The organism is Acinetobacter sp. ATCC 27244 (genome assembly GCF_000156555.1).
Lineage (GTDB): Bacteria > Pseudomonadota > Gammaproteobacteria > Pseudomonadales > Moraxellaceae > Acinetobacter > Acinetobacter haemolyticus.
Genome location: NZ_GG665958.1, coordinates 135,835 through 149,628, shown reverse-complemented (window position 1 = coordinate 149,628; position 13,794 = coordinate 135,835). Strand labels below are relative to the sequence as shown.

Genomic DNA, 13,794 nt, shown 5'->3' with positions numbered 1-13,794 from the left:
GGGGTGTGACCACTTGATCTATGGTTGCGACAGAAGATATTTTTTAGGCGATACAAGGCATGGCTTGTGAAATTTAGTAATTCTAAATGAATAAGACATAACGTAGTAGCGTCAAAAAATCTCCCTGTCCCGTAGGGTTGTGGCTAAAAATCCCTCATACTTCGTTATGAAACTTGGCAAGGAAATAGCCATTACCTGCGTTTCATGTCTTGTCTGATGAATTTTTAGCCTACAACGCAACCCATTTATAAAGTGATCACAGCCCCTAGAGGTCTTTTTGACAATCTTAGATTTCAATCATTTCAAAATCGGCTTTTGAAACACCGCAATCTGGGCAAGTCCAATCATCAGGAATATCTTCCCATTTAGTACCTGCTGCAATGCCGTCTTGTGGCCAACCTTCTGCTTCGTCGTAAATCCAACCACAAACGATACATTGATATTTTTTCATGTGACTCTCCAAACTGATAGGTATGCTCAAATTGCCTTTCAGTAAAACTGTTCCATAATGTCGCTACGATCGCTGCAATATAGTACTAACTTGTGTTGATCGGGAGTTAGATTTTTACGCAGAACGACATTTAAGTAAAGTAAATGCAAGAGTTTAATCATTTATTAAAAAAGAGATATGGCAATTCAAGCCGAAAGTCTTGTTATTTGAGCAATTGCTCTAAATTTATTCGTGTCATTCTTCGTGAATGTAATTGAAAATAACGAAACGTATAAAATTGGTGTGAATAAAAAATAAACATTTGAACAAGCGGTATCATATTTTGAGCGTTAATTATTAGAGAATTAAACATATGGAAACCTTGGTATACAGCATAAAAATTCATGCCCCTCAACAAAAAGTATGGGATGTGCTTTGGACTCTTGACAGTTATCAGGCTTGGACAAAATTCTTTTCACCCAGTTCAACGATGCGAAGTGATTGGAAGGTTGATGGTAAGACTTATTTCTTAGATGGAGAAGGCAATGGAATGATTTCGACAATTGCAAGTATTGAAGAACCGAAACAATTGATCTTTAAGCATCTCGGTATCATTCAAAATGGTCAAGAAGACTTAGAGAGTGATGAGGTAAAGTCATGGGCTGGAACTTTGGAAAAATATTTTCTGCTTGAATCAGGCGCAGATACTGAACTACATGTCGAAGTGGATGTGCAGCCTGAATACATTGAAATGATGGATAAAGGGTTTAAGCAAGGTTTGGAAGCGATTAAACAAATGTCAGAAAGTTAAGTAAAATGAGTGCATAGATCGGGGTGAAAATCTGAGTGAGAAAAGCAAGGAAAACTGATAATTATCTGCTTTTTTCATGAATGTCAGGTCGAAAAGATACGAAAATGTTTTACGATCTGCTATTCTATGTGCCTTTATTTTTACTTAAACCGAGGCAGAGATGACGCAACAAAACGCTCAATCGACTTCTGAACAGACACTTTCCGAAAACGATTTAATCGCACAGCGTCATGCCAAATTAAAGCAAATCCAAGAAACCGCTAAACAAACTGGCAAGAGCCCTTGGCCAAATACCTTTAAACGTGAACACTATACCGCAGATTTACAAGAACAATTTAAAGATCAAGACAAAGCACAAATCGAAGGTGCTGAAAAAGTTTATGTAAAAGTTGCGGGTCGTGTCATGCTCAATCGTGGATCATTTATTGTGATTCAGGATATGACAGGTCGTATCCAACTTTATGTTGATCGTAAAGGTTTACCAGCAGATGTTCTAGAGACAATTAAAAGTTTAGACCTTGGTGATATTATTGCAGCTGAAGGTTATATCGGGCGTTCTGGGAAAGGTGATTTATATGTGCACCTTGAAGCTTTTGAGTTGCTTACTAAATCGCTTCGTCCACTTCCAGATAAGTTTCATGGTTTAACCGATACTGAAGCGAAATATCGTAAACGTTACTTAGATTTGATCGTAAACGAAGAAACACGTAAGACTTTTGAGATTCGCGCAAAAGTAGTCGCAGGTATTCGTGCATTCTTAACCAATGAGCGTTTCATGGAAGTAGAAACACCGATGATGCATGTCATTCCAGGTGGTGCTTCTGCAAAACCATTTGTAACCCATCATAATGCGTTAGATATGGAACTCTATTTGCGTATTGCGCCTGAGTTGTACTTAAAACGTTTGGTTGTTGGTGGTTTTGAGCGTGTGTTTGAAATTAACCGTAACTTCCGCAACGAAGGGGTTTCAACGCGTCATAACCCTGAATTTACCATGATTGAGTTTTATCAAGCTTATGCAGATTATAAGGACTTGATGGAACTTACTGAAAACATGCTTGAGAAATTGGCCATTGATATTTTAGGTACAACTGATGTGCCTTATGGCGAAGAAGTTTATAGCTTCAAAGGTCCATTTAAGAAGATTTCAATGTTCGATGCTATTCTTGAGCATAACCCTGATTTCACACCTGAAAATGTCAATGATCGTGAATTCTTGGCGAAATTTACTCAAGATGTATTAAAAGAAAAAGTTAAGCCAGGTTTTGGTTTGGGTAAGTTGCAGACAATCGTATTTGAAGAAACAGTTGAGACGAAACTTCGCCAACCGACGTTCATCACAGAATATCCTGCGGAAACTTCACCACTTGCACGTCGTAATGATGATAATCCGCATATTACTGATCGTTTCGAGTTTTTTATTGGCGGTCGTGAGTTGGCGAATGGTTTCTCAGAGTTAAACGATCCAATTGATCAAGCTGAACGTTTCCAAGCACAAGTTGCAGAAAAGGATGCAGGTGATGATGAAGCAATGCATTACGATGCGGACTTTATTGAAGCGCTTGAATACGGTTTACCTCCAACAGCGGGTGAAGGGATTGGTATTGATCGTTTGGTGATGTTATTCGCTAATGCACCAAGTATCCGTGATGTGTTGTTATTCCCACATATGCGCCGTAAAGACTAATTTTCGAGTTATGCGGAACACCAAAGGCCACTTTTATAAGTGGTCTTTTTTGCATTCTACGTTAAGAAATGTAATTGTTCAGTTTGGTGATTGAAAACAACCTATAAAAAAACGATGATGTGTTCATAAATAAATTTGAGAACAGTCTGGATATGTTTTTAAAAAAATCGCTTTATGTCGCATTATTTGCGTCTCTCTCTTCCGCTGTATTTGCGCAAGGTATTGTGTTAAATGATGAAAACTTACGCACCGACCTAAATTGGTTAAATCAACAAGGCGTTATCCAAATCAGTACTTCAACTTGGCCAATGAGTGGAGATGAGATTAAACGCGCTTTATCACAAGCTCAAGTAACCAATAAAGCACAACAGAATGTTATCGACTCTGTTATGCATGCGATTGCTGCGGACAATGCAACAGCAAAAGTAGGATTACATGCAGGTACTGATCTTAAAACTGTGCCTCAGGCTTTTGGTGATAGTCAAAAGTCCCAGTATCAAGCTGCTTTAGAGTTCAACGCTGGCGGTGAAAATTGGGATACAAAAATCAGAGTGAATGGTGAAAAAGATCCTTTGATTGACAATGGTAATGATGTCAACGTTGAAGGTTCATATATTGCAGGAAAGCTTTGGAATCAATGGGTCATTGCTGGTCAAATTCCTACATATTGGGGACCAGGACACGATGGTAGCTTGATTCGTGGTGATGCCAGCCGTCCAGTTTACGGTGTCACGGTTCAACGTGCAGTACAAAATGCATTTGAAACGAAATGGTTGTCTTGGATTGGACCATGGCAATATCAAGCCTTTGCAGGACAATTAGATGACTATGAAGCAATTCCAGATACAAAGCTAATCGGTCTTCGATTCACAGCGCGTCCGTTCCAAGCTCTGGAAATTGGTGCTTCACGTGCAATCCAATGGGGTGGGGATGGGCGTCCTGAGAGCTTTAGTTCTTTATGGGATGCAATGTTAGGAACGAGAGATAACGGTGGTCGAGGTAAACCAGATCCTGCCAATCAGATTGCAGGCTTTGATGCTCGTTTGTTCTTACAGCCGTTATGGGGTGTACCAATTAGCTTCTATACCCAATTCGTTGGCGAAGATGAAGCTGGTGGTTTACCTGCAAAATATCTGTATCTAGGTGGTGCTGATTTCTCATCAAGCTATAAAAATATGCCGTACCAGTTATATGCAGAATGGGCGGATACGCGTACTAATGGAGAGGCAAAAGGCATTTCCTATAATCATCATATTTACAGAGATGGCTACTACCAACATGGTTTCCCATTAGGGCATGCTATGGGTGGTGATGGACAAATGTATTCCGTTGGTGGGGATATTCGTTTTGATACGATGAATCGCTTAAGTGGGCGAGTGATGTACGCAAACGTTAGCCAAACTCAGCGTGTAGAGTTAAATAATGCTGCTTTCCCTAAATCAGATAAGATCAAAGGTATAGATATCACTTGGACTCATTATGTCAAACCAACAATCCCATTAAAGGTAAATGGTTGGGTGAGTGATTCTGATGTGAATGGTAGTGATGGTGGTGTTTCTGTTGGTGTAGAAATTCCATTAGAAAAAAATATGTTCCGTTTCTAATTTGAAAGTATTGCGGAAAGAGGTCTACAGAGGCCTCTTTTTTGCTTGGAGTGAATTATGTGAATTGGGGAGTATTTTGTAGATTTTATTATTCTTTGCATATCACAATTTTGCATATTTATATGAAAAAACAAGCTAAAGAACTCGTTCTAAATTATTATAATGAATAAACTTTGCTAGCTGATGAAAAAGTAAGTTAGTAAGCATATTGATATCATGAAAAATTGGAGTTGTTATGGCACTCGTTCCTCCACACGGTCTTCCAAGTGGTGGTGTAAAACCACTTATAGATTTTATGGGTAACATGGATAAGGAGGTAAGTGTACATGACTGAGAATAGATTAACGCACCTCAAGCAACTTGAGGCTGAAAGTATTCATATCATTCGTGAAGTCGCGGCTGAATTCGAAAATCCTGTGATGCTTTACTCGATTGGTAAAGACTCTGCAGTGATGTTGCATCTTGCACTTAAAGCATTTTATCCTGCGAAACTCCCATTCCCATTACTACATGTAGATACAGGTTGGAAATTTAAGGACATGATTGCTTTTCGCGATAACATGGCGAAAACGCATGGCTTTGATCTGATCGTTCATCAAAATGTTGAAGGGCGTGAGGCAGGCATCAATCCATTTGATCATGGTAGCTCTAAATATACAGACATCATGAAAACTCAGGGCTTAAAACAAGCCTTGGATAAATACCAGTTTGATGCTGCTTTTGGTGGTGCACGTCGCGATGAAGAAAAATCACGAGCGAAAGAACGTGTTTATTCATTCCGTGATACGAAGCACCGCTGGGATCCTAAAAACCAACGTCCAGAACTTTGGAATCTTTACAATGGTAAAGTAAACAAAGGTGAAAGTATTCGTGTATTCCCATTATCTAACTGGACTGAATTAGATATTTGGCAATATATCTATCTAGAAAATATTCAAATCGTTCCTCTTTATTTCTCTGCTGTACGTCCAGTGGTAGAACGCAGTGGTACTCTTATCATGGTGGATGATGAGCGTATGCGTTTGAAAGAAGGTGAAGTCCCACAAATGAAATCGGTACGTTTCCGTACATTAGGCTGTTATCCATTAACGGGTGCAGTTGAGTCTGAGGCGGATACATTACCTGAAATTATCCAAGAGATGCTTTTGGCCACCAGTTCAGAACGTCAAGGTCGTATGATTGACCATGATGAAGCTGGCTCGATGGAAAAGAAAAAGCAGGAAGGTTACTTCTAATTTCGTTTAGGAAATTCGATTTCAAATTTTGTGGAGTTTTGAGCAATGTCTCATCAATCAGATCTTATTAGCCAAGATATTTTGGCCTACCTAAAACAGCACGAAAATAAAGACCTTCTGCGCTTTTTGACCTGCGGAAACGTCGATGATGGTAAATCAACGCTTATTGGTCGTTTGCTTTACGATTCAAAATTGATCTATGAAGATCAATTGCAAGCAGTAACGCGTGATAGTAAAAAAGTGGGTACGACAGGAGAGGCACCTGATTTAGCATTGCTTGTAGATGGTTTACAAGCAGAGCGTGAGCAAGGTATTACCATTGATGTCGCGTATCGTTATTTTTCGACTGAAAAACGTAAATTTATCATTGCCGATACACCGGGCCATGAGCAATATACTCGCAATATGGCAACAGGTGCTTCAACTGCTGACCTTGCGATTATCTTGATTGATGCTCGTTATGGTGTGCAAACACAGACACGTCGTCATACCTTTATTGCAAGTTTACTCGGTATTAAAAATATCGTTGTTGCGATTAATAAAATGGATTTGGTTGAGTTCTCGGAAGCTCGATTCAATGAAATTCAAGTTGAATACGATGCGTTTGTAAATCAATTAGGTAACCGTCGTCCTGAAAATATTGTCTTTGTTCCAATTTCAGCACTTAATGGCGATAACGTTGTAAATCCATCTGTAAGTACACCTTGGTATAAAGGTCAAACGCTGATGAATATTCTTGAGTCAGTGGAAATTAAGCGTGAATCGAATAAACATGAATTTCGTTTCCCTGTTCAATATGTGAATCGTCCAAACCTTGATTTCCGTGGTTTTGCGGGCACGATCGCATTGGGTGAAATTAATGTTGGTGATGAAATTGTTGCACTTCCATCTGGGAAGAAATCAACAGTTAAAGAGATTGTGACTTTTGATGGCAATCTTGAGAAAGCTGGTGCTGGTCAAGCTGTTACCTTAACCTTAAATGACGAAATTGATATTTCACGTGGTAATGTATTGGTTCGTACGGGTGAGCAACCTTTAATTTCTCGTAGTGTTCGTGCATCAGTGGTTTGGATGACAGAGCACCCTTTGGTTAAAGGTAAGCTTTACAACGTCAAAATCGGCACTCAAACTGTTCCTGCGAAAGTCACTGCAATTAATTTCCGTGTCAATGTAAATACACTTGAGCACACCCAGGTTGAAGAACTTGAGTTGAATGCAATTGCGGATGTTGTGATTGAGTTTGATGCGCCAGTTGTATTTGATCAATACCAAGACAGTCGTCATACAGGTTCATTTATCTTTATTGACCGTTTAAGCAACGTTACGGTTGGTGCAGGTATGGTTGAAGCTGCTGTTGAGTGGACTGCGCATAGCAATCCTGTGACTGCAGAAGATCGTGCGGCGCGTTTAGGTCAAAAACCTGCGGTGATAGGTGTTTCTGCACAGTTAATTGAGAATGCACAAGCATTAGAAAGCTTATTGATCCAACAAGGTGTGGTTGCGATTGCTAGAGCAAATTTAGCTATTGATCAAATCAATCTGTTACGTGAAACAGGTGTGGTGGTGATTACTACGACTGTTGAAGGAACTGATACCGATATTGCTGCTGAAACTGCTGAAGAGGCTGCTGATAAAATAGTCGAATTAGTTCGTCTTTAATTGATTAAGTTAGTTTAATAAAGCTCACCATTTAGGTGGGCTTTTTTTTTGTTTTTGATCCTGAATTGACGGTGAGGAAATATATAAAATAGATCAAATAAGTAGAGGGCCTATTTTAGCGAGAAGTTTGACCTTTTAATTTTCTTTTACGGTTGCTTTTATGAGACAATATCAGTTCATATTTTTTGTATTTGGACTCCCATGACTGAGCAATCTCCTGAATCTTTAAGCGATATCGAAATTTTAGACATTTTACAGTCTATGAAAAAAGATGAGCTAGATGTTGAAGCCAAAGAGATCATTCGTAATGGGGGGAAAGCAGGTCGCCAAGAAGCGCACAAACTGGCTTTGGTTGCATTAAATACAAGCTTTGAAGAAAAATTTGTTGAAGCTGTTACTTTAGCTTTAGGTTTAAATGCAGGGCAGGCTAAAAAGATTCGTTATAAGAAAGATCGTATCCGCATTTTAAAAGTACGTGGTATTGATTATCTCGCAATTGACGGAGCAGAAACGGCGCAAGTATTGGCTCAAATTGCACAAGCAATCACACGAGAAGACGCAATTGTTACCGAAGGTTTGCATAATATTTTTCCATTTTGGAAAGAAGGCTGGCCAATGGTTCAATTTGATAATGCTTATAAAATTTTGGCTGAAGATATATTGATTCATTACCAAGCCACTTTAGATGAGTTAATCTCGCTATATGGCGGGAATTAACATACGACGATAAGTGATTCATTTAAAATAACAAGGATTGTTAACTTTATGAACTTACCTCATAAAATTCCTCCAGAAGCGCTGCAAATGCTGCGCGATGGGCAATTAATACACGCGATTAAGATCACTCGTGAGAAAACTGGACTGGGGTTAAAAGAATCCAAAGATCTTATTGATCAATATCTAAATGATCATCCTCAAGAACAAACGAGAATTCAGGAACAATTAACTCAGCGTAGTCGAAGTGGGTTAAAAGTTTTTGTTGTGATTTTTCTGATACTGGTCATTTTGATTTGGTTTGTAATGCAATAAAAACAGCAAGTTTAAAGAATAGACTTGCTGTTAAAATGTCTATTCTTCTTTTATGGCAGGGCTGTCACTCTCTTGGCTAGGGAGAATTTGCGTGACAAGCAATTGGTCAATTTTATAATGATCAATGTCAACAACTTCAAATTTGAAGCCAGCATATTCGACGGCATCCGCAGGACGGGGAATTTTACGAAGACGATACATAATGAAGCCTGCGATCGTTTCATAGTTCTCGTTTTCGGGAAATTCTTCAATCTCTAATACATGCTTCACATCTTCGATCGGTGTGCTTCCATCGATTAACCAAGAATGGTTATCGCGCTTAATAATTTGCTGATCTTCTTCCATAGGTGTCACCCAATCACCCATCACGGTAATCATGATGTCACTGAGTGTAATCACGCCCACAACCAGTGCATATTCATTGATGACGACTGCAAACTTTTCTTTAGTCGAGCGGAAACGATCAAGTAACTCAGAAAGAGTGAGTGTATCTGGAATAATCAGAACGTTACGAATCGTTGATTCATTTAACTGAAGTAAGGATTGATTGTTTAAAATACGCACAAGAATGTCTTTGGTATCTACATAACCAATGACTTGATCAATATGCTCATTACATACTAAAAATTTTGAGTAAGGGTATTCAGCTAATTTTTGGCGAATACTGCTCTCATTTTCTTTGAGTGTAAAGTACACAACATTTTCACGTGTGGTCATGCTAGAAGGTACGGTACGTTCCTCTAGTTCAAATACATTTTCAATGAAATGATGTTCTTGCTTTTGTAAAACGCCTGCTTGAGCACCTGCATCCATGACAGCAGAGATATCATCAAAAGTGATATTGTCATCGCGTGTGGTATTTACCTTAAATAGCCTAAACAATAGGTTTGCGATGGCATTAATTCCCCAAGCCAAGGGTTTGCAAACTTTAATAAAAATTTGAATAGGTTCAATCACACTAATTGCAATTTTTTCAGGTGCAATCATTGCCAGACGTTTCGGCATTAAATCAGCAAATAAAATAAATAGTGAAGTAACGAATGTAAAAGAGAGTGCAAAACCTATTGTTTCTAACCATGCGCCTGTATAAAAACGACCAATCAAATCTACGAAAAAGGGGCGAAAGGCAGCTTCACCTAAAATACCGCCCAAGATTGCAACTGCATTTAATCCAATTTGAGATGCAGCAAAAAAGTCTGCGGATTGCTCTTGCAGATCCAGAACCTTTTGCGCGCGATGTTCACCTGATTCGGCTAGAATTTTAAGCTTAACTTTTCGCGCACCTGCTAGTGCAATTTCGGTGAGAGATAAGAAGCCAGCTGCAATAATCAGCATTGCGATGATAATGATATTTTGAACGAGACTCACACGTCACCTGAATTTGAATCATTATTATATTAATGTTTTAACATAAAAAAGTTGTCAAGTTAATCTTTAGATTAACTCGACGTTGTTCATCTTTTATCGTTAATTTTAGTACTGTGAAAATTGAGAGTTATTTAATAAAAATTCTCGATTTTCTTCCTCAATCATTTGGCGAGCTACGAATAAAATCAGTTGTCTTAACCATCGATGGGCTGGGTGATGATGAAGTAAAGGACACCAAGCCATTTTTAATTCGAATTCAGGAATGTAAAATGGAGGATCTTTGATTACCAATCTTGGGTTTTGTGTTTGAAGCTGTGCCATACGAGTTGGTAAGGTTGCAATCAGATCTACATTTTGTGCTAAGAGTGCTGGCATTTGATAATGTCGTGTAAACACGGAAATCTTACGGCGTTGCCCAATTCGCTCAAGGGCTTGATCAATCCAACCTAAACCAGCTTGTTTATCAGGATTGACACCGAAACCGACGCCCATACCTGTTTTTGATACCCAAATATGTTGTGCATCTAAATAACTTTTAAGATTTAAATGCTGAACGGCAGGGTGCTTATCATTTAAAATACAACTAAAGCTGTCACGCCATACCAAAACTTGATGGAAACTTTGCGGAATTTCATTGAAGCGGTTAATCGCTAAATCAACTTTACCTTGTTCCATATCACGGTAGGACACATCACTTGGCGTTAAAAAGTCAAGTACCACATTAGGGGCTTCTGAGCGTAATGCTTTAACCAAACGTGGAACTAAAGTCGCCTCGGCATAATCAGATGTCATGATACGGAACACACGATTACTGGTATATGGGCGGAATTCAGTTCGAGGTTCAAGAATCATGGAAAGATCAGACAGCGCATCACGAATACGAGGTTGTAATTCCAATGCGCGTTCTGTCGGGGTCATCCCTTCAGATGATCGAATCAAGAGTGGATCATTAAATAAATTACGTAATCGACGTAAAATATTACTCATAGCTGGCTGAGTGACACCGAGTTGTTCAGCAGCTCGGGTGACATTTTTTTCACGAAGAAGTACGTCAAGATAAATTAATAAATTAAGATCGACTCGCTCCAGATTCATAAAAAAAATACCGAAAATAAAATCCTTGAATTGTGATGAATTATGACATATCTCAAGTCATTTGTGTAACTTAATACTACAAAAAACAACAGCTGAATGATGATGTACAAATAAGCTAGAAGTTTCTACTTACGTTGACGGCGATAAGTCTATTGGATGACGCATCTGAGTCTGGCCTAATGCGGAAATAGGGGGGAGCTTAGCTTTAACAACGCAGTTTTAGTGTCATTGTAAGCATAGAGACTAAGCTGAAAATGTTTGGAAATAAAAAAAATGAATGCTAATTTAGCCTAAAAAGTGATTTTTCGTATTTCTGAAATTAATTTAAAAACAGATGTTTATTTTGTATTTTTATGTGGTGTTGAAAAATGCCCTCACATATATTTTTTAAGAAAATACCGAAAATTAAGCTAGAATATTGGATTAATCCCTTGGCAAAGACTAAGCTGTGTTCATATTGATGCATTGCTCGAAATCTCGCCGACATTAGAAGCATGATTTTCAGCGTCCAATCGATGCCAATCCCTTAAAGGAAAATATCATGACATATCAATCAGCTTTAGAGCACGTTCGTGCCGTTAAAGAAAAATTAGGTGGCACATGGGGTGCGATTCGCCCAGAAGATGCTGCTCGTATGATGGTTCAAAACCGTTTCCATACTGGTTTAGACATCGCTAAATATACAGCTGCTATCATGCGTAAAGATATGGCTGAATATGACGCTGATAATAGCAAATATACTCAATCATTAGGTTGCTGGCACGGTTTTATCGCGCAACAAAAAATGATTGCGAACAAAAAATACTTCGGTACTACAAGCAAGCGTTATATCTACCTTTCTGGTTGGATGGTTGCTGCTCTTCGTTCAGAATTTGGTCCACTTCCTGACCAATCTATGCACGAAAAAACTTCTGTACCTAAATTGATCGCAGAAATCTATACATTCTTACGTCAAGCTGATGCGAAAGAATTAAACGATTTATTCCGTGCTTTACAAAAAGCTGAAGCTGCTGGTGATTCTGCTAAAGCTGCTGAAATCATTTCTCAAATCGACAACTTCGAATCTCACGTTGTGCCAATCATCGCTGATATCGATGCTGGTTTCGGTAACGAAGAAGCAACTTATTTGTTAACTAAACAAATGATCGAAGCGGGTGCATGTGCAATCCAAATCGAAAACCAAGTTTCTGACGCTAAACAATGTGGTCACCAAGCTGGTAAAGTAACTGTTCCACACGAAGACTTCTTAGCTAAAATCAATGCTGTACGTTATGCATTCCTTGAACTTGGTGTTGACGAAGGTGTTATCGTTGCACGTACTGACTCTGAAGGCGCTGACTTAACTCAAAAGATCCCTGTATCTAAAGAGAAAGGCGACTTAGCTTCTCAATACATCAGCTACTTAGATACTAAAGAAATCGATATTTCTGAAGCTGCTGACGACGAAATCCTAATCAAGCGTGATGGTAAATTACACCGTCCAACTCGTTTAGCTTCTGGTTTATATCAGTTCCGCGAAGGCACTCAGCACGACCGCGTTGTACTTGACTGTGTAACTAGCTTACAAAACGGCGCTGACATGATCTGGATCGAAACTCCAACTCCAGACGTTGCTGGTATTGCTGGTTTCGTAAACGACATCAAAAAACAAGTTCCAAATGCGAAACTTGTATATAACAACTCTCCATCGTTCAACTGGACGTTAAACTTCCGTCAACAAGCTTATGATCGTTGGGTTGCTGAAGGTAAAGATGTTTCTGGTTACGACCGTGCTAAATTAATGAGCGCTGAGTATGATGCTTCTGAATTGGCTGCTGATGCTGATGAGAAGATCCGTACTTTCCAAGCTGATGCTGCACGTGAAGCCGGTGTATTCCACCACTTGATCACTCTTCCTACTTACCACACAGCTGCTCTTTCTACTCATGAGCTTGCTAAAGGTTACTTCGGTGACGAAGGTATGTTGGCTTATGTTGCTGGCGTACAACGTAAAGAAATCCGCGGTGGTATCGCATGTGTTAAACACCAAGCAATGGCTGGTTCTGACATCGGTGATGATCACAAAGAAATCTTTGCTGGTGAAAATGCACTTAAAGCTGGTGATGCTAGCAAAAACACAATGAACCAATTTGGTGGCTAATCGCTTCTGATTGATTCGAAAAAAAACCTGCATAAGCAGGTTTTTTTTTATTGAGTATTCAGAAAATTTAATTTATTAAAAATTTACTACTCAGCTTCTTTCTTTAATTGATATTTATCTGCTAACTCACCAGTAATTTCATTACCTTCTAAATCTAGGGCTTTTAAATAACCTTCAGCAACGAAATATTTACGTCCATCACCTGATTGATCAAGCTCAATAATTGATGTGTTAGCGCTATTGAAGGTGAAGCTACCTTTGCTTTCAAATGGTTTACCATCACCTTTACCTAGATAAGTTTCTTTTAATTCGTAAGTTTTATCTGAATTTAGCTCAAGTTCTGTTTCTATTCCTTCACAGTCAGCGCAAGGCAATACACCTTTGTAGGTGCCATTCCAATCTAAAGAGTTTTCTGCTGTATGTGCGTTATCTGCTGCAATTGCTTCGCTGGCAGCAGTGGTTGGCATCTGCTCCTCGTTCTTTGTGTTGTCGTTTTTACTACATGCAACTAAAAAAACAGAAGCGAGAGATAGAGCTATAATTGATTTTTTCATTTTAAATTGAACCTTATAACGAGAAATGCTCGTGTCTTAACTTATGGGATTTTAAAATGAAAGGGTAGTTGGAGAATGTAAGTTTATTTAACCTTTGGTAAACATGGGGTGTTTTAATTTTTGATTGCTACTATTAAATTCGCTAAACAGATCTAAGATCAATATTATGATTTTATATTTAT

At 38.7% G+C, this 13,794-nt stretch carries 12 protein-coding genes; 8 read left to right on the top strand and 4 right to left on the bottom strand.

From position 1 onward, the window contains the following. Positions 1-286: 286 nt before the first annotated feature. The gene (rubA, locus tag HMPREF0023_RS10350; RefSeq protein ID WP_000760495.1) at positions 287-451 is read right to left on the bottom strand and encodes a rubredoxin RubA; all 165 of its coding nucleotides are present in this window, start codon (positions 449-451) and stop codon (positions 287-289) included. Between the two features lie 352 nt (positions 452-803). Here rubA and HMPREF0023_RS10345 point away from each other — a divergent pair, with 352 nt between their 5' ends. The 7 genes from HMPREF0023_RS10345 to HMPREF0023_RS10315 all read left to right on the top strand — a co-directional run bounded on the left by HMPREF0023_RS10345 (position 804) and on the right by HMPREF0023_RS10315 (position 8,455). Beyond that, positions 804-1,241, top strand: coding sequence for an SRPBCC family protein (locus HMPREF0023_RS10345; protein WP_008942042.1), 438 nt, complete (start codon positions 804-806; stop codon positions 1,239-1,241). A 160-nt stretch (positions 1,242-1,401) separates the two neighbouring features. Then, positions 1,402-2,928 carry a lysine--tRNA ligase gene (gene lysS / locus HMPREF0023_RS10340; RefSeq protein ID WP_008942041.1) on the top strand — a complete coding sequence of 509 codons (1,527 nt, stop codon included), beginning with the start codon at positions 1,402-1,404 and terminating at the stop codon, positions 2,926-2,928. A 152-nt stretch (positions 2,929-3,080) separates the two neighbouring features. Beyond that, positions 3,081-4,532, top strand: a complete 1,452-nt coding sequence (locus HMPREF0023_RS10335) for a capsule assembly Wzi family protein (RefSeq protein WP_034437452.1) — start codon at positions 3,081-3,083, stop codon at positions 4,530-4,532. A gap of 326 nt (positions 4,533-4,858) precedes the next feature. After that, positions 4,859-5,767, top strand: a complete 909-nt coding sequence (gene cysD / locus HMPREF0023_RS10330) for a sulfate adenylyltransferase subunit CysD (protein ID WP_005089695.1) — start codon at positions 4,859-4,861, stop codon at positions 5,765-5,767. A 45-nt stretch (positions 5,768-5,812) separates the two neighbouring features. Further along, the gene (gene cysN / locus HMPREF0023_RS10325) at positions 5,813-7,426 is read left to right on the top strand and encodes a sulfate adenylyltransferase subunit CysN (protein ID WP_008942039.1); all 1,614 of its coding nucleotides are present in this window, start codon (positions 5,813-5,815) and stop codon (positions 7,424-7,426) included. A 201-nt stretch (positions 7,427-7,627) separates the two neighbouring features. Next, positions 7,628-8,143: a hypothetical protein gene (locus HMPREF0023_RS10320; protein ID WP_004639959.1), complete on the top strand. Its 516-nt coding sequence runs from the start codon at positions 7,628-7,630 to the stop codon at positions 8,141-8,143. A gap of 48 nt (positions 8,144-8,191) precedes the next feature. Continuing rightward, on the top strand, positions 8,192-8,455 hold the full coding sequence (locus tag HMPREF0023_RS10315; RefSeq protein ID WP_005089702.1) for a ribosomal protein L7/L12: 264 nt from the start codon (positions 8,192-8,194) through the stop codon (positions 8,453-8,455). 39 nt (positions 8,456-8,494) lie between these two features. Here HMPREF0023_RS10315 and HMPREF0023_RS10310 read toward each other — a convergent pair whose 3' ends face one another. Both HMPREF0023_RS10310 and HMPREF0023_RS10305 read right to left on the bottom strand, forming a co-directional pair. Then, entirely contained in the window at positions 8,495-9,823 is a 1,329-nt protein-coding gene (locus tag HMPREF0023_RS10310) for a hemolysin family protein (RefSeq protein ID WP_004639956.1), read from the bottom strand. Between the two features lie 105 nt (positions 9,824-9,928). Beyond that, positions 9,929-10,918, bottom strand: a complete 990-nt coding sequence (locus tag HMPREF0023_RS10305; RefSeq protein ID WP_005084639.1) for a LysR family transcriptional regulator — start codon at positions 10,916-10,918, stop codon at positions 9,929-9,931. A gap of 538 nt (positions 10,919-11,456) precedes the next feature. On the opposite strand from HMPREF0023_RS10305, the gene HMPREF0023_RS10300 reads away from it, so the two are divergent. Then, positions 11,457-13,058, top strand: coding sequence for an isocitrate lyase (locus tag HMPREF0023_RS10300; RefSeq protein ID WP_034437451.1), 1,602 nt, complete (start codon positions 11,457-11,459; stop codon positions 13,056-13,058). Positions 13,059-13,144: 86 nt separating this feature from the next. On the opposite strand, the gene HMPREF0023_RS10295 is transcribed toward HMPREF0023_RS10300, so the two are convergent. Further along, positions 13,145-13,612 (bottom strand): copper resistance protein NlpE, encoded by a 468-nt coding sequence (locus HMPREF0023_RS10295; protein ID WP_004639952.1) that lies wholly within the window; start codon positions 13,610-13,612, stop codon positions 13,145-13,147. Between the last annotated feature and the right edge of the window lie 182 nt (positions 13,613-13,794).